This window comes from Meridianimaribacter sp. CL38 (assembly GCF_004328055.1).
Lineage (GTDB): Bacteria > Bacteroidota > Bacteroidia > Flavobacteriales > Flavobacteriaceae > Gaetbulibacter_B > Gaetbulibacter_B jejuensis.
Genome location: NZ_QKWS01000003.1, coordinates 500,485 through 517,828 on the forward strand (window position 1 = coordinate 500,485; position 17,344 = coordinate 517,828).

A 17,344-nucleotide genomic window follows, 5' to 3' on the forward strand; every position below is an offset into this window, starting at 1 on the left:
TTTATTGCAATTTTACTTTAGGATCTAACCATGTGTAGATTATGTCGACTAAAATATTAATACTTACAAATACAATTGCAATAACTAATACAGCTCCCATAATTACTGGTAAATCTAAAGTATTTAATGCATTCACGATCTCCTTTCCGAGACCATTCCATCCAAAAATATATTCTACAAAAACAGCTCCTGCTAGCATAGATGCAAACCATCCTGAAATTGCAGTAACCACAGGGTTTAATGCGTTTTTTATAGCATGACGTTTTATAACCTGAAATTCGTTTAGTCCTTTTGCTCTAGCTGTTCTTATGTAATCTTGATTAAAGACTTCTAATAGTGAGTTTCTCATAAGTTGTATTACTACTGCTAGTGGACGAATTCCTAATACAATAGCTGGTAGAATAAGGTTTTTCCATTTAATATGCATACGCTCGCCAAAATCATCTAACTCATAAAGGCTTCCTGTCATTTCAAGATTAGTGTATTTATGAAGTACAAACCCAAATAACCACGCAAAGAGTATTGCGCTAAAAAAGGAAGGTACACTCATTCCTAATGTGCTTAGGATTTGAATAATTTTATCAATCCATGTGTCTTTGTACAATGCTGATATAATCCCGAAAATAATCCCTAAAACTATTGCAATTACAATAGCAGAAACAGCCAACACAAAGGTATTAGGAAGCGTTTCTCCAATTACTTGCGTCACCTTTTTTCCTTGTTTGGTAAACGATTCTCTTAGGTAAGGAAATTTTAAAACTGTTGTAGTATTACCAATAGTGAATAGCTTTGAAGCTGTGTATTTTCCGTCTCTCAAATACGTGTAATCACTTTTTGAAGTTGAATGAAATGACAAAGGTGACAAATCATTAAGGTAATATAAATACTGGGTTCCTATGGGTTTATCGAAACCATATTTTGCTTTAACAATTGCTAGCTGCTTGCTGTCTTCGTTTTGACCTAACATCATTTGAGCAGGATCTCCTGGTAAGACATTAAACAGAAAAAAGATTACCGTAACTACTCCTAATAAGGTAAGTATTGCATAAAAGGCTTTATTTAGGAAATAGCTTATCAGATTACTCCTTTTTTAAAACAGCTTCAACAAATGATGTGTAGTTGGTTTTATTTGCTGCATTGATTGAATCCAAAACATCGCCTTCGTTTCTTTCCTTTAGAACATACATAGCTTCAATATCTTCTTTAGTTAAAGCTTCCACTTCTTCTTTGGTTGATATTTCGCCATCAATTAAATATACTGTTCCATCATCTTTAATCTCCTCTTGCTTACGCTCAACCTTTGGCAACTCAATATCTTCAATATCATTCCAATGTTCTTTTTGAAGTACAGTTCCTTTTTCTAATACCAATACTCCAGGATTAGAACGCACAATAGTTTTTAGCACTTTTTCATCACACAAATAGAAATCGAAATTTAAGTCATAATCTTTTTTAATTTGTGCTTTTACATCGTTTCCAGATGCTGAAAGCCCGATAACAGTGTAACCGTTTTCAATAGCTTTATCTGACACTGCTTTAAGTTTTTTAAGTCCATCAACTTCAGCAGACTCTAAGCTATAACTCGTTATCATTACAAGATGGTCTTCTTCAAGAAATTGAGTGGTTAAATCTTCGTCGTCAGACTCTATAGAGAAATCCAATATAGAAGGCTCATATCCTTTTTCAATAACCTTGGTTTCATAACTTATAAGTTTTCCTTCAACAGTTGGATAAGACCCATTAGTCACGAATTCTTTTTCTTCACCATTGACATCAAATAACCATGTCCATTCCATAACTGGTTTTTTAGCGCCTTCTGGAATTGTCATATTATCTTGTATGTTGCTTCCTATTTTGTAGGCTCTAAAATCAAATACAGGTAAGTGCATTAACACATGGTAAGCAAACCATAAACATGCTATAAAACTTAATAGCGATGCAACGGTTAGTCCTAATTTTCCAAAAATTGGTTTGATATGTTTTACTCCAAAAAACAGGATTAAAATAAGCACTAGAAGAATAACATCTTTGGTAAATGATTCCCAAGGTGTAAGTTTTAAGAAATCGCCAAAGCAACCACAGTCTTTTACTTTATCAAAATAGGCTGCATAAAAAGTTAAAAATGTGAAGAACACAATCATTGCCAGAAGGCTCCAAACTGTAAACTTAGGTTTATAACCTATGAGTAAAAATATACCTAAAACTACTTCAAAAATGACCACAAAAATGGAAATCCCTAAAGCATAAGGCTCTAAAAAAGGAATATTAAGTACGTCATAACTAAAATACTCTTGGAGTTTATACGAAAACCCTAACGGATCGTTAAGTTTTATAAAACCTGAGAATATAAAAAGTGCTCCAACAAGCAATCTACTAACGTTTACTATAAATTTCATGTGTTATTCTTTTAAGTGAATCATTGCAAAAACAGCGTAGTTTATCATATCTTGATAATTAGCGTCTATACCTTCGCTAACCAGTGTTTTTCCTGCGTTATCTTCAATTTGTTTTACGCGCAATAGTTTTTGTAAAATTAAATCGGTTAATGAGCTTACGCGCATTTCTCTCCAAGCTTCACCATAATCGTGGTTTTTATCCATCATTAATTGCTTGGTAATGCCTATTTTTTCATCATACAATTCAGTAGCTTCTTCAACCGATAGATCTGGCTGTTCTACAACACCTTTGTCTAATTGTATAAGCGCCATAATGCAATAGTTTATTATACCTATAAACTCACTAGTTTCGCCTTCATCAACTTTTCGTATTTCGTTTTGTTGAAGACTTCTAATACGTTGCGCTTTTATAAAAATTTGGTCGGTTAACGACGGTAATCTTAATATTCTCCATGCACTTCCGTAGTCTTTCATTTTATTAACAAATAAGTCTCGGCATGTTTTTATAACGTCGTCGTACTGTTTTGAGGTATCTTGCATTTAAAACATTTAATTTTCCGTAAATTTCGCATAAAAAAGTTTAAAGTTCAAAGTTTAGCCTTTAAAGTTTGCTACTATTAACACTTCAAATTCTTATTTATGACTATTAATTGCAAAGGGCAACTTATAGATTTAAGCACACCTCAAGTAATGGGTATTTTAAATGTAACTCCAGATTCGTTTTATGATGGCGGAAAATACAAAAACGAAAGTGAACTACTCTCTCAAATATATGTAATGCTTAAAGATGGAGCAAGGTTTATAGATATTGGCGCTTACAGCTCAAGACCTAATGCTGAACACGTTTCTGAAACCGAAGAGCTAAAACGCATACTTCCAATTATTGAACTAACTTTAAAAGAATTTCCTGATGTTTTAATTTCGGTTGACACCTTTAGAAGTGCCGTTGCTAAACATGCTATCAACTCTGGAGCTGCCTTGATAAACGATATTTCAGCAGGCTTATTGGATCAAGATATGCTTAAAACCATTGCCCAATTGCAAGTACCATATATTATGATGCATATGAGAGGTACACCTCAAACTATGCAGCAATATACAAGCTATGATGATTTGGTAAAAGATATTTTATTTTACTTTTCTGAAAGAATAACTGCCGCAAGAGCTCTTGGTGTTATTGATATTATTATAGATCCTGGTTTTGGTTTTGCCAAAACTACCGAACAAAACTTTGAGTTACTAAACAAACTCGACCTTTTTAAAATGCTTGAATTACCATTATTGGCTGGAGTGTCTAGAAAATCGATGATTTACAAAACTTTAAACAACACTCCAAAAGAAGCTTTAAATGGCACAACAGTTTTAAATACTGTTGCCTTACAAAAAGGAGCAACTATTTTAAGAGTACATGATGTTAAGGAAGCTATGGAATGTATAAAACTTACAAATCTATTACACTAATGAAAATCAAATTTTATATAGTAATACTAACTGCTTTATGCTTATCCTGCGGAAAAGACAAAGTTGTTTTGCTGCCGGAAATTAATAAGGCAAAAATTACAGAAGTAAATGATGTATCCTCAGCCTATTTATTTTACGATGAAACCCAACCAGATAGCCTAGAACTCAACCGAAAAAACTTAATTAGCACCACCAATTGGCTGGTTAATGTTGATAAGCGATTAACACTAGAACAAGCTATACCCAAAATAAAATTTTTACAAGACAAAAAGAGAAATGCTGAAATGCATAAAAATGAAAATGCTAAAAACTATTATAGTTGCAATGATACTAGCATTAAAAACTTAGGGTTTATAGAGTTTACTGATGTGGTCTATTGGGAAGAATCTTCAGTTGGCACACAAAAAAAGACGTCTCAACTTCCTAAAGACAATACTATAGCTATACATCTAAAGTTAGGTTTAGATAAAAAAATTCATATTACTAATATCAATGATGAATTAAGTATTAAAACAATACATTATTCTGAGTTTGAAAATCATCTTACAAACTTGAAACACCAATTTCCTAACAAGGCAATTAACATTAAGCTAAACTTTGATGAAAAATTAAGTATTCAAGACTACATCACTTTTAAATCGCTTGTTTCTAACATAAAACTAGATTCAATAACAATAGATAACAACGAATTTATTTATTAATCATATTTTGTTACATTTACACAAACGCCTTAACCTTGGATAAATTCAAATTTTGGGATTTTACGCTTATAGACTTTATCGACGTGTTTCTCGTCGCTATTTTACTCTACTATGTATATAAGCTAGTAAAAGGTACTGTTGCCATAAATATTTTTATAGGAATTATAGTAATTTATTCCGTTTGGAAACTTACCGATTTACTCAACATGAATATGCTTCATAATATTTTTGATGGGTTTATGAAAGTAGGAATTATAGCCTTAATAGTAGTATTTCAACCCGAAATACGGAAATTTCTGCTTATGGTTGGATCTACGAATTTAGGTGGTAAACGAAAATTCTTTAGTAAAATACGGTTCTTAAAAACCGAAGTTGAAACTGAAACAGATATTGACGCCATAATTGCTGCATGCAACAAAATGGGAACGACTCAAACTGGAGCTTTAATTGTTTTAGAACGCAATAATAATCTTGATTTTTTAACAGGAACTGGAGACAATATGAATATCTCGGTTACTCAAGCCATTATTGAAAGTATATTCTTTAAAAACAGTCCGCTGCACGATGGAGCCATAATTATTGAAAACAATGTGGTAAAAGCAACTCGTGTTATTTTACCTGTAAATAACGAGAAAAATATTCCGCAACGTTTTGGTTTAAGACATAGAGCAGCTATTGGAATTACCGAAAAAACCGATGCCTTAGCTATTGTTGTTAGTGAAGAAACTGGACAAATTTCATATATTAAAAATGGTGAGTTTGTGATGTATAATGACACTGCTAACCTCACTGAAATGATTAAAAAAGATATGGTATAAAATGAATTGCAAAAACTGTAATACTAATCTTGCAGTAGAGCAAAATTATTGCTTTGAATGTGGTGCTAAAGTTATTAGAAATCGCTTAACTCTTGCTAACATTTTTTCTGAAGTAAAAGAGCACCTTTTTCAATTTGACAATAAGCTTCTACAAACATTCATTTTGCTTTTTAAAAAACCCGAAGCTGTTATTGTAAATTATATTAATGGCACTAGAAAAAAGTATATTAACGTTATACAGTATTTTGCCATTTCGCTTACACTTATTGGTATTCAAGTATTTTTACTAAACACCTTTTTTAAAGATGTGCTTTTTAACGACTTCTCCTTTTTAAGTAATTTTGACAGTGAAACAACTAGCTCATCTGAATTTATAAAAGACCAAGTTAATATTCAGCAAAATGTCTCTAATTATCAAAACTTAATTTACATTATAACCGTTCCTGTTTCAGCACTTGCAACTTGGGCTGCTCATTACCTTACCAACTACAGACAGTTTAATTTCACAGAGCATATAGTTATTAACCTTTATTATTCGTCACAAGTTATTATTGTTACAGCACTGCTTAACATCATTTTTTTATGTGCTGGAGCTAATTATTACTTAGTTAGCTCTTTAATTTCTTTTCTCTCAGTTATCTATTACATCTATATATTTAAACGAGTTATTGGAGCTGGTTTTTGGCAAACTTTAGCTAATATGCTAGTTATGTTTTTTATATACGCTATCATTTCTTTAATCCTATTATCTCCTATAATAATTAATGGTATAAAAGAAGGAATTGATGCAGCTAACAAAGTAAAAGGAGCATAAGCATGAATTGTAAAAACTGTAATATTACTTTATCCGAAAACAGCGATTATTGCAATGCTTGTGGCGGAAAAGTAATAAGAAACAGACTTACCTTCAAAAATTTATTTGAGCACATTAGCGAAACATTCTTTAACTACGACAACAAGTTACTACGTACTATTATTGACTTATTTAAAAAACCCGAAGCTGTTATTGTAAGTTATATTGAAGGTGTTAGAAAACGTTATGTAAACCCTATTAGTTTTTTTGGTGTCGCATTAACCCTTAGTGGTCTTTACGTTTTAGTTTTAAATAAGTTTTTTCCTGAAGTCATGGATTTTTCTGCAATAACACCAAAAGGACAAGAAGAAATGCAACAACGCAACATGAGTTTTTTACAAGAGTATCAATCTATTGTTATGATGCTATATGTACCTATCTATGCGTTAATTGCAAAACTGACTTTTATTGGACTAAAAAAATTCAACTACACCGAAATGGTTGTTGTGTTTATGTACATACAAGCACAAATATCTGTTGTTTCTGCAGCAATAGTAATTATAGGCGCTTTTTTTGGTATAACTTATGGTGTAATGAGCTTGTTTTTGCTTCCGTTAATGATATTATATTCGGCGTATTGCTTACAAAGAATTTATAGACTGAATTTAAAACATTTACTACTAAGAGGCTTACTATTTATTTTTATTTTAATGCTTTTCTTTATTGCCCTTAGTATTGGAATGTTTGTTATAATGTATTTAAATGGTGATTTTCAACAAATGATTGAAACCCAAAAAGCTGCTCAAGGTGCTTAAGCCAGTTCTTCTTTCATAAACTGCACTTCGTATAGGTTTTTGTAATATCCATTTTCTTTTTTAAGAAGCGTTTTATGTGTACCTTCTTCAACAATTTTACCAGCATCCATCACAATGATTTTGTCTGCTTTTTTAATGGTTGCTAACCTATGAGCAATAACTATTGATGTTCTACCTTTAGTAATTTTATCGGTTGCATCTTGTATTAATTGCTCAGAATAAGAATCTACCGAAGAGGTCGCTTCATCTAACACCAAAATACTTGGATTAGTAACATAAGCTCTTAAAAATGATATTAACTGACGTTGACCTGAAGATAGCATCACACCTCTTTCTTTAACATTATAATGATAACCATTAGGCAAACTCATTATAAAATCATGAATTCCAATATCTTTTGCTGCTTGTTGCACTTCAGCTTCCGTAACGGTATCGTTATTAAGTGTAATGTTATTCAATATCGTATCAGCAAACAAAAACACATCTTGCAATACCACTGCAATTTGTGCGCGTAACGATTGCAAAGTCATGCTCTTTATATTGACACTATCAACACAAATTTCACCTTTTTGAATATCGTAAAACCTATTTAACAAATTAATAATTGTAGACTTTCCTGCTCCTGTAGCACCAACAATAGCTATGGTTTGTCCAGCTTCTACATTAAAAGATATACCTTTAAGAACTTCTTCATTTTCTATATAAGAAAAATGCACGTTTTTAAAAGTTATGTCTCCTTTAAATTGAGTTGCTACCACATTACCACTATCATCAATTTGAGATGTAGTATCCAATACCTTAAACACTCTATCAGCGGCAACCATTCCCATTTGTAGTGTATTGAACTTGTTAGCAATTTGGTTAAGCGGTCTAAACAACATAGGAATCATCATGATAAAAGCAGTAAGTTCACCAAGAGAAGCTGTACTATCCATAATTACATTAAGTCCTCCATACCAAACAACCAATCCTAATGTTATTGATGATAAAAATTCTGCAATAGGAAAGAAAATAGAGTTATACCATACAGTTTTTAACCAACCTTTTTTATGACGTTCATTAATTGCCATAAACTTTTTGTATTCTGTATCTTCTCTTGTAAAGAGCTGAAGTATTTTCATACCTGTAACACGTTCTTGAACAAAACTATTTAGGTTAGACACTTCAGTTCTTACATCCTGAAAAGCTAATTTCATATACTTCTGAAAAATCTTGGTAGCAAACAATACAATTGGTAATGTAGTAAATACAATAAGGCTCAATTTCCAATTCATTGAAAACATCATAATAGCTACAGCTAACATTTTCAACACATCGCTAAAAATCATAAACAAGCCTTCACCAAAAATATCAGCAATACGCTCCATATCGGTAACTGCTCTAGTAATCAAAACACCTACTGAAGAGTTATCAAAATATTTCATTTTAAAACTCAACATGTGTTTAAACAACTTTACTCGTATATCTTTAACTACAGATTGCCCTAACCAACTTGCATAATAAATAAAAAGAAGTTGAGAAATAACTTCTAAAACTAAAAGCGCAATCATGATAATGATGTAAAACAAAAAGCCATCATACTCTTGCAAAGCAATTTTTGTATCAATAGCTAATTGAAGCACTTTAGGTCTAAAAACTCCAAAAACAGACAGTCCAATAACAAAAATTAAGGTACCAAAAAACACAAGCTTGTAAGGTTTTACAAACTTTAGTAATCGTTTAAAAAGTTTTATATCAAAAACGTCTGCTCCTTTTTTAGACATATATAGTTTTTATTTCTTTATCGTATCAGGATACTTTACTTCGGTTAAATACAATCCATGAGCAGGAACCGAAAAACCTGCTTCACTCCTATTTTTTGATTTTATAATATCATGCAATTCCTCAACGGTAGTTTTACCTAATCCAATATTCACCATTGTACCAACTATGGCTCTTACCATATTTCTGAGAAAACGGTCAGCAGTAATTACAAAGGTTAACTCTCCGCCATCATTAATCCATCGTGCATGCTTTATAATGCAATTATACGTCTTTACATCTGTATTTGTTTTAGAAAAACATTGAAAATCTTTATACTGCAATAAGACATCGCAGGCTGCATTCATTTTTTCTACATCCAACGGAAGTTGTAACAAGTAAGCATAATCAAAAGTAAACACATTTTTACGATTGGAAACCTTGTAATGATATGTTCTCTCAGTAGCATCAAAACGCGCATGAGCATCGTTAGTCACCAAAAACATGTTGTGTATTGCCACATCTTTAGGTAAAAATGAGTTTAGCTTATAGGTTAAATCCTGAGTATTTAATTCTATTTCAGAATCAAAATGGGCATACATTTGCGATGCATGCACGCCTGCATCAGTTCTTCCAGCTCCAACAATATCTGTTTTTTGCTGCAATAACGTTGAAAGTGCTTTCTCTATAACTTCTTGCACAGAAATAGCATTAGGCTGATTTTGCCAACCATGATATGCTTTTCCGTTATATGACAATTCGATAAAATATCTCAATGGAAACTTCTACTTTTGTAAATGACAAAGATAATTAGTTTTCTGAGTTAACATTTTACATTAACATTATATGAAGAAAATTCTTCTACTTTCAGACACACATAGTCACATTGACGATACCATTTTAAAATATGTAAAACAAGCCGACGAGGTTTGGCATGCTGGTGATATTGGTGACTTAAGTGTTACTGATGCCATTAAAGCACTTAAACCTTTACGAGCTGTATATGGTAATATTGATGACGCTAAAGCTAGAGTTGAATTTCCTGAGCATAATAGGTTTATGTGTGAGGATGTTGATGTATGGATAACTCATATTGGTGGTTATCCTAGCAGATATAATCCACGGGTAAAACCTGAAATTTACAACAATCCGCCTAAACTATTTATTTGTGGACATTCACATATTTTAAAAGTAATGCCTGATAAAAAACTCAATATATTGCATATGAATCCTGGTGCAGTTGGCAAACACGGTTTTCATAAAGTACGAACAATGCTTCGTTTTACTATTGATGGAAAAAAAATTGATAACCTTGAAGTTATTGAGTTAAAGCGATAAAAAAAGCCCAAGATCTTCACCTTGGGCTTACGCACTAAATTAATTAAGATATAAGGTTTATCGTAATCTATCCACAGATTTTACAAGATCTTCATCCTTTTTGATGGCTTTATTGGCTAAAACCAAAAATACGATAGAAAAAATAGGTAGAAGAATCCCAATACCTTTCTCAGAAACATCAGCTTCTCCAGATAAGTTTAGCGATTGATATACAAATAATCCTAATAAAATAAAGTTTAATATGATGTTAAGTCGTCCCAAAACAAATTGCGACTTCCTATTTTTATATCTAAATATTGAAACCAAAGATAAAAAAGCTGAAGCCAAAAACAAACCTAAATAAAGATTGTTGTCTTTTACAAAAACCTGCACATCCGAAGCATTAGTCCATAAATGAAACACAAATATTAGACCAGCTGAGATACCAGCAGAAATTAATAAATAAACAGTTTGAATACGTTGAAGCATCTACTTTTTTAAAATTTAAAGCACAAAATTAGTAGTTTCTTTTTAAAACATATACTTGTTTTTAAAATAAAATTGTATTATTGCAGTAGTAATTTGTTACACACAACAGTTTCAGGTTATTAATCTTCAAGATTTTTTTCTAGTTTTTCCCTTTTATTTCAAAATAGAGAATATTCAGATTAAATCTATTCAATAAAAATTATTCAATAAACATACATGTTTGAAATTTCGCAATTAAAAGAAAAAAAGCTTTCTGAGTTACAAGAAATAGCTCAAAAACTGAACGTTCCTAAATACCGTTCATTAAAAAAATTGGATTTAGTATATCAAATACTAGATTATCAGGCTGCAAACCCTGATGCACTTAAAAACGAAGCTCCAGCATCTAACGAGAGCAGTAAAAGCAAAAAAACTACCGAAAGAAAACCTAGACAACCAAGGCAGAGAATTCAAAAAAAACCTGCCGATCAACAGTCTAAGGAGCAGCAAAAAATAGAGTTTTCTGAGTCTAAAAAAGAGAACAGCAATAACAATAACAGTAAAGACAACCAAAAACCTACTGCGAAAGACAATAAAAGACAGTCTCAAAAAGACAACTCGAACCAAAAACAGCAAGCTCAAAAAGACAACACTAATAATAAGCAACAGCGCTCTAAAGACAATAACCAAAATAACAATTCCAATAACAATAATGGGAATAACGGTAATAAAGACAACCGTAACCGTTATAGAGAACCAGATTTTGAGTTTGATGCTATAATACAAAGTGAAGGTGTACTTGACATCATGCAAGATGGATATGGGTTTTTACGCTCTTCTGACTACAACTATTTATCATCTCCTGATGATATTTATGTATCGCAATCTCAAATTAGATTATTTGGATTAAAAACTGGAGATACAGTTTTAGGTCATGTAAGACCTCCTAAAGAAGGTGAAAAATATTTCCCACTTATTAAAGTGAGTAAAATAAATGGTCAAAAACCCGAAGTTGTAAGAGACAGAGTATCTTTTGAGCACTTAACACCTTTATTCCCTCAGGAAAAATTTAATATCGCTGAAAAGCAAAGTACTATTTCAACCAGAATTATGGATTTGTTCTCTCCTATTGGAAAAGGACAACGTGGTATGATTGTTTCACAACCTAAAACAGGTAAAACTATGCTTCTTAAAGATGTTGCAAATGCTATCGCTGCAAATCATCCTGAAGTATATCAAATGATTTTACTTATCGATGAGCGTCCTGAAGAAGTAACAGACATGCAACGTAATGTTCGTGGCGAAGTTATTGCTTCAACTTTTGATAAAGAAGCTCACGAGCATGTAAAAATCGCTAACATAGTCCTTGAAAAAGCTAAACGATTAGTCGAGTGTGGACACGATGTTGTAATCCTTTTAGATTCGATTACTCGTTTGGCAAGAGCATACAACACTGTTCAACCTGCATCAGGTAAAATATTAAGTGGTGGTGTTGATGCTAATGCATTACATAGACCGAAAAGATTCTTTGGAGCTGCTAGAAATATTGAAAATGGAGGTTCATTAACAATTATAGCTACAGCACTTACCGAAACTGGTTCAAAAATGGATGAAGTAATTTTTGAAGAGTTTAAAGGTACAGGAAACATGGAACTACAATTAGATAGAAAAATATCTAACCGTAGAATTTTCCCTGCAATTGACCTTACATCTTCAAGTACACGTCGTGACGACTTATTACTGGACGACAATACCATACAAAGAATGTGGGTAATGCGAAAATACCTAGCAGACATGAATCCTGTTGAAGCTATGGAGTTTATTAACGAACGTTTTAAACAAACCAAAAACAATGAAGAGTTTTTAATCTCTATGAATGGTTAATAAATAAAGAACCTAATAATAAAATATAAAAAAACCCATGGAGTTTCCATGGGTTTTTTATTTGCTTTATAGTAACTGTAAACTTAATCAATAAAAAAAGCCTTTTCAATGAAAAGGCTTTTTAAATATCTTTTAAAAGTAATTCTCTTATAGAGAAGCTACATGCTTAGCTAAACCTGATTTTAAGTTAGCTGCTTTGTTAGCATGAATAACATTTTTCTTAGCTAACTTATCAATCATAGAAACTACTGTAGGATAAAAATCCTGAGCATCTTTAGCTGTTTCCATTTCACGTAGTTTCTTAATAGCATTACGTGTAGTTTTATGCTGATACCTGTTAGTTAAACGCTTTGCTTCGTTACTTCTTATTCTTTTTAATGCTGACTTATGATTTGCCATTTTACTTTTTCCTTATTAAAAAATTGTAGCCCGTAGGGGAATCGAACCCCTCTTACCAGGATGAAAACCTGGCGTCCTAGCCGATAGACGAACGGGCCATTAAATTTTGAAAGCACAAATTTAATTATAAAATTTAAATATGCAACAATCTTTAAATGAACATGCAATTTCCTCATTGCGGATGCAAAAATACAACTATTTTTAAATGTTGCAATAGCTAATCAATTTTTTTTCAAAAAAAATTAATATGCCTTTGCAAATAGAACTCTTCTTTTTGATGGATTACCAGTAAATACGCACACTCCAGCCTCCTCTTCTCCATCTTGAGGAATACATCTAATTGTTGCTTTTGTTAACTCCTTAATTTTTTGCTCTGTTTCAGGAGTTCCATCCCAATGCGCTGATATAAAACCTGTTTTATTCTCTAAAACGTCTTTAAACTCATCAAACGTCTCAACTTTTGTGATATGATTATTTCTAAAATTTAAGGCTTTATTAAATAATTCTTCTTGTATGGTAACTAGTAATTTTGAGATTAAAGTAGGCAAACCATCAAGGTTTACAATTTCTTTTGTTAAAGTGTCTCTTCTAGCTAATTCAACAGTTCCATTTTCTAAATCTTTAGGCCCTATAGCAATTCGCAAAGGAACACCTTGTAATTCATGCTGAGCAAATTTTGCTCCTGGTCTGTGTGTTTCTCTTCCATCAAACTTGCAGCTTACTCCTAAAGCTTTTAAATCGTTTTTTATAGTATTTGCTAGATCAGAAATCTGTTTTAACTGCTCATCATTTTTATATATAGGAACAATAACCACTTGTGTTGGTGCTAAATTAGGAGGTAAAACCAAACCTTTATCATCACTATGTGTCATTATTAAAGCTCCCATTAAACGTGTAGACACTCCCCATGAAGTAGCCCAAACATAATCTAGCTTTCCTTCATTATTTGTAAACTTTACATCAAATGCTTTTGCAAAGTTTTGCCCAAGAAAATGCGATGTTCCTGCTTGTAAAGCCTTACCATCTTGCATTAAAGCTTCAATACAATAAGTTTCTACTGCTCCAGCAAAACGTTCGCTTTCGGTCTTTAATCCTTTAATAACTGGAATAGCCATAAAGTTTTCAGCAAATTCAGCATACACATTGTTCATTTGTTCAGCTTCAGCTAATGCTTCTGCTTCTGTTGCGTGAGCTGTATGTCCTTCTTGCCACAAAAATTCTGCAGTACGCAAAAACAAACGTGTACGCATTTCCCAACGTACAACATTTGCCCATTGGTTAATAAGTATAGGTAAGTCTCTATAGCTTTGAATCCAACCTTTATAGGTGTTCCATATAATTGCTTCACTAGTTGGACGCACAACTAATTCTTCTTCTAATCTCGCTTCTGGATCGACCCTTAATTTTCCTTCATTATCAGGGTCATTTTGTAATCTATAATGTGTTACAACAGCACATTCTTTTGCAAACCCTTCGGCATTCTTTTCTTCAGCTTCAAATAAACTTTTAGGTACAAATAGTGGAAAATATGCGTTTTGATGACCTGTTTCTTTAAACATTCTATCTAATTCAGCTTGCATTTTTTCCCATATTGCATATCCATATGGTTTTATAACCATGCATCCTCTAACTGCTGAATTCTCAGCCATATCAGCCTTTACGACCAATTCGTTATACCATTTTGAATAATCTTCTGCTCTACTTGTGAGATTTTTGCTCATTGTAAGTATTTTGGCACAAAAATTGTGCGTATGTTAAATAAAAAAATAGTTCAACAAAACTAACTATTTTTGTAATGTTCAACAATAAAATTATACAGTTATGCAATTTAAAAATTACATCATATCAAAATTGCCATTTTTTGTTGCACTAAGCTTTGCTTTTGTTTTAGCTTCTTGTGGTTCATACCAATATGTTGGTTATGACAATGATGGTATATACAATTCTGATGGAGTTGTTTATGAAGAAGACACTTATCAAGAAACTACAAGCGCTAGCGGCAGCTACTACAAAAATTATTTTGCTGAAAAATCTCAACAATACGAAAGCATTCCTGAGGAAAATATAATATTCACAGATATTGAATCTTACGAAGGCAATTACACTGAAGAAGAAGATACAACCGATGAGTACAATGGATATGCTGGTTGGGGACAAGATAGCGATAACATTACCATAAATGTGTATTCTAATTATGGATGGAATAATTGGGGTTACTACAATTATTGGGGTTGGAATAGACCTTTTTATTCATGGAATAGATGGAACACTTGGGGATGGAATTCTTGGGGTTGGAACAATTGGGCTTGGAACTCTGGTTGGGGATATTATGGCTACAATTCGTTTTGGGGTAACCCATATTACAATGGCTTCTATTATGGAGGTTATTACAATCGACCATACTACTACAATGGATACCGAAATGGGTATGCATACAATCGTGTAAACTCAAGACGTGGTCAAATTAACAATGCTTACAATTCTAGACGTTCTAATTCTGTAATAAATAATAGTCGTATTGGGAGAACCAATAGTTCTACATTAACTAGACCTAGAAGTACCACTACAAGAACTAGAGTAAATTCTTCTTCAACTAGAAGAAATAGTTCTATCACACCAAATAGAACTAGAGTTAATACAAGATCTAACAACTCTGTAAGACCTAGATCAAATTCGACAAGAACAAGAGTTAACTCTTCATCGACAAGAACTAGAGTAAATACTCCATCTAGAAGTTCTTCAGTAAGAAGCTCTTCTGGTTCTTCATCGCGTAGTAGTGGTAGCAGAGGTTCATCTGGAAGAAGACGATAATATTCCCTAAAATATTAAATTAAAAATTGATATGAAAAAGTTAAGTTTACTATTCATAGGCATACTATCTATGTCTAATGTTATGGCTCAAGATATATCTGATGCGTTGAGATATTCTTCAGACGAAATTCAAGGAACAGCGCGATTTAGAGCTATGAGTGGAGCTTTTGGAGCTCTTGGTGGAGATATGTCTGCCGTTAGTTTAAATCCTGCAGGAGCAGCTGTATTTACTAGAAGTCATGCTTCGGCTTCTGTTTCCATTTTAAGCACCAACAACGATGTTAATTATTTTGGAGAAATGCGATCTTCATCTGACTCTAAATTTGATCTTCATCAAACTGGAGCTGCTTTTGTTTTTAATAACACTAATCAAAATTCACCATGGAGAAAGTTTGTATTTAGTATTGCTTATGATAAAGTTGCTAATTATGATAACGATTGGTTTGCAACTGGAACAAGTACAAATTCAATAGATTCTTACTTTTTGTCTTATGCACATGGTTTGAGGCTTGATGAAATTTCTGCCTTTGCAGGCGAAAGCTATACTGACGCTTATGCTGATATTGGCTCTGCTTACGGTTTTAATAACCAACAAGCTTTTTTAGGTTATGAATCCTATATTCTTGAACCAAACAGTGATACTGATGATAACACTTCTTATTTTTCAAATATTGCTCCTGGAAGTTTTGAACACGATTACAGTTATCTTGCGACTGGATATAATGGCAAGTTTACATTTAACTTTGCTTCACAATTTAAAGACAAGTTATATATAGGTCTTAACCTAAATACTCACTTCATCAATTATGAACGATACACTTATTTGAATGAATTTAATTCAAACGAAGGATCTTTGGTTAACGAAGTTGGGTTTGAAAATTCGCTATTCACCACAGGAACTGGTTTTTCTTTTCAGTTAGGAGCGATTACAAAGCTTACAGAAGAACTTAGAGTAGGATTAACCTATAACTCTCCTACTTGGTTTAGTATTGAAGAAGAAACTACTCAATATCTTGCTACAGTTAGAAATGATGGAGGTTCAAACATCACTCAAGTAATTAACCCAGCTATTATTAATGTTTTTCCAAGATACAGATTACAATCTCCTGGTAAATTAACAGGAAGTTTAGCTTATGTTTTTGGAGAGCAAGGTTTAATTAGTTTTGATTATTCTAGAAAAGATTACTCAAACACTAAATTCAAGCCAACTTCTGATACTTATTTTTCTGCTCAAAATGATATTATTAGTAATACACTTAAAGCTGCATCTACATATAGATTTGGTGGAGAATACAGATATAAGCAAATAAGTTTTAGAGGTGGTTATCGTTTTGAAGAAAGCCCATACGAAGATGATTCTTTTTATGGTGATCTTACTGGGTATTCTCTAGGTTTAGGATATAATTTTGGTGATATAAAATTAGATTTAGCTTTTGATCAATCTGACAGAGAGATTAACCATCAATTCTATAGTGTTGGTCTTACAAATGCAGCTCTTTTAGATTCTAAAAACTCTAACGTAACTTTATCTTTAGCTTTCAATTTATAGAAAGTATATAACACATAAAAAAGAAAAAGGCTGAATAAAAATTCAGCCTTTTCTTTTTATAAACTTCTTTGGTTTATCGTTTCAAAGTAAAGTGAGCTTTAAACTCTTTTCTCTGCCCACCAATTGGTTCGTCGTACTCTACTACAAACCAGTAATCACTTGATGGCATTGGGTTTCCATTGTAGGTTCCAT

At 32.3% G+C, this 17,344-nt stretch carries 18 protein-coding genes and 1 tRNA gene; 9 read left to right on the top strand and 10 right to left on the bottom strand.

Annotated elements, in window-relative coordinates; genetic code table 11:
• Nucleotide 1: 1 nt before the first annotated feature.
• From DMZ43_RS10140 to DMZ43_RS10150, 3 genes are read right to left on the bottom strand one after another with little or no spacing between them, the layout of a single operon-like run.
• The gene (locus tag DMZ43_RS10140; protein WP_131507961.1) at nucleotides 2-1,078 is read right to left on the bottom strand and encodes an ABC transporter permease; all 1,077 of its coding nucleotides are present in this window, start codon (nucleotides 1,076-1,078) and stop codon (nucleotides 2-4) included.
• 1 nt (nucleotide 1,079) lies between these two features.
• Nucleotides 1,080-2,396, bottom strand: coding sequence for a BT_3928 family protein (locus tag DMZ43_RS10145; protein ID WP_131507963.1), 1,317 nt, complete (start codon nucleotides 2,394-2,396; stop codon nucleotides 1,080-1,082).
• A 3-nt stretch (nucleotides 2,397-2,399) separates the two neighbouring features.
• Nucleotides 2,400-2,936, bottom strand: a complete 537-nt coding sequence (locus DMZ43_RS10150) for a DUF1599 domain-containing protein (protein ID WP_131507965.1) — start codon at nucleotides 2,934-2,936, stop codon at nucleotides 2,400-2,402.
• 99 nt (nucleotides 2,937-3,035) lie between these two features.
• On the opposite strand from DMZ43_RS10150, the gene folP reads away from it, so the two are divergent.
• Genes folP through DMZ43_RS10175 form a run of 5 tightly spaced genes read left to right on the top strand, consistent with a single transcriptional unit; the run spans nucleotide 3,036 to nucleotide 6,984 of the window.
• Nucleotides 3,036-3,857 carry a dihydropteroate synthase gene (gene folP / locus DMZ43_RS10155; RefSeq protein ID WP_131507967.1) on the top strand — a complete coding sequence of 274 codons (822 nt, stop codon included), beginning with the start codon at nucleotides 3,036-3,038 and terminating at the stop codon, nucleotides 3,855-3,857.
• On the top strand, nucleotides 3,857-4,558 hold the full coding sequence (locus tag DMZ43_RS10160) for a hypothetical protein (protein ID WP_131507969.1): 702 nt from the start codon (nucleotides 3,857-3,859) through the stop codon (nucleotides 4,556-4,558). The genes folP and DMZ43_RS10160 overlap by 1 nt, the downstream gene beginning before the upstream one ends.
• A 35-nt stretch (nucleotides 4,559-4,593) precedes the next feature.
• Nucleotides 4,594-5,376, top strand: coding sequence for a diadenylate cyclase CdaA (gene cdaA, locus DMZ43_RS10165; RefSeq protein ID WP_131507971.1), 783 nt, complete (start codon nucleotides 4,594-4,596; stop codon nucleotides 5,374-5,376).
• Between the two features lies 1 nt (nucleotide 5,377).
• Nucleotides 5,378-6,190 (top strand): DUF3667 domain-containing protein, encoded by an 813-nt coding sequence (locus DMZ43_RS10170; RefSeq protein ID WP_131507973.1) that lies wholly within the window; start codon nucleotides 5,378-5,380, stop codon nucleotides 6,188-6,190.
• A gap of 2 nt (nucleotides 6,191-6,192) precedes the next feature.
• Nucleotides 6,193-6,984 carry a DUF3667 domain-containing protein gene (locus DMZ43_RS10175; RefSeq protein WP_131507975.1) on the top strand — a complete coding sequence of 264 codons (792 nt, stop codon included), beginning with the start codon at nucleotides 6,193-6,195 and terminating at the stop codon, nucleotides 6,982-6,984.
• Here the strand turns inward: DMZ43_RS10175 and DMZ43_RS10180 are convergent.
• Complete coding sequence (locus DMZ43_RS10180) at nucleotides 6,981-8,747, bottom strand: ABC transporter ATP-binding protein (RefSeq protein ID WP_131507977.1); 1,767 nt, start codon at nucleotides 8,745-8,747, stop codon at nucleotides 6,981-6,983. The two genes, DMZ43_RS10175 and DMZ43_RS10180, sit on opposite strands and share 4 nt — an antisense overlap.
• A gap of 9 nt (nucleotides 8,748-8,756) precedes the next feature.
• Nucleotides 8,757-9,500 carry a tRNA pseudouridine(38-40) synthase TruA gene (gene truA, locus DMZ43_RS10185; protein ID WP_131507979.1) on the bottom strand — a complete coding sequence of 248 codons (744 nt, stop codon included), beginning with the start codon at nucleotides 9,498-9,500 and terminating at the stop codon, nucleotides 8,757-8,759.
• A gap of 70 nt (nucleotides 9,501-9,570) precedes the next feature.
• Between truA and DMZ43_RS10190 the strand changes: the two genes are divergently transcribed.
• A complete protein-coding gene (locus DMZ43_RS10190; protein WP_131507981.1) occupies nucleotides 9,571-10,062 on the top strand; it encodes a metallophosphoesterase in 492 nt (163 codons plus the stop codon).
• A gap of 57 nt (nucleotides 10,063-10,119) precedes the next feature.
• Here DMZ43_RS10190 and DMZ43_RS10195 read toward each other — a convergent pair whose 3' ends face one another.
• A complete protein-coding gene (locus DMZ43_RS10195; RefSeq protein WP_131507983.1) occupies nucleotides 10,120-10,530 on the bottom strand; it encodes a DUF4293 domain-containing protein in 411 nt (136 codons plus the stop codon).
• Nucleotides 10,531-10,746: 216 nt separating this feature from the next.
• Between DMZ43_RS10195 and rho the strand changes: the two genes are divergently transcribed.
• Nucleotides 10,747-12,393: a transcription termination factor Rho gene (gene rho / locus DMZ43_RS10200; protein WP_131507985.1), complete on the top strand. Its 1,647-nt coding sequence runs from the start codon at nucleotides 10,747-10,749 to the stop codon at nucleotides 12,391-12,393.
• A 147-nt stretch (nucleotides 12,394-12,540) separates the two neighbouring features.
• On the opposite strand, the gene rpsT is transcribed toward rho, so the two are convergent.
• The 3 genes from rpsT to proS form a co-directional block, all read right to left on the bottom strand.
• Nucleotides 12,541-12,792 carry a 30S ribosomal protein S20 gene (gene rpsT, locus DMZ43_RS10205; protein ID WP_129761520.1) on the bottom strand — a complete coding sequence of 84 codons (252 nt, stop codon included), beginning with the start codon at nucleotides 12,790-12,792 and terminating at the stop codon, nucleotides 12,541-12,543.
• Between the two features lie 26 nt (nucleotides 12,793-12,818).
• Nucleotides 12,819-12,890 (bottom strand) — tRNA-Glu (locus tag DMZ43_RS10210).
• A 144-nt stretch (nucleotides 12,891-13,034) separates the two neighbouring features.
• A complete protein-coding gene (proS, locus tag DMZ43_RS10215; RefSeq protein WP_131507987.1) occupies nucleotides 13,035-14,513 on the bottom strand; it encodes a proline--tRNA ligase in 1,479 nt (492 codons plus the stop codon).
• Between the two features lie 100 nt (nucleotides 14,514-14,613).
• Between proS and DMZ43_RS10220 the strand changes: the two genes are divergently transcribed.
• Nucleotides 14,614-15,603, top strand: a complete 990-nt coding sequence (locus DMZ43_RS10220; RefSeq protein WP_131507989.1) for a hypothetical protein — start codon at nucleotides 14,614-14,616, stop codon at nucleotides 15,601-15,603.
• Nucleotides 15,604-15,634: 31 nt separating this feature from the next.
• Complete coding sequence (locus tag DMZ43_RS10225; protein ID WP_131507991.1) at nucleotides 15,635-17,152, top strand: OmpP1/FadL family transporter; 1,518 nt, start codon at nucleotides 15,635-15,637, stop codon at nucleotides 17,150-17,152.
• Between the two features lie 73 nt (nucleotides 17,153-17,225).
• On the opposite strand, the gene DMZ43_RS10230 is transcribed toward DMZ43_RS10225, so the two are convergent.
• The coding region (locus tag DMZ43_RS10230) for a T9SS type B sorting domain-containing protein (protein WP_131507993.1) at nucleotides 17,226-17,344 on the bottom strand (119 nt) is incomplete at its 5' end.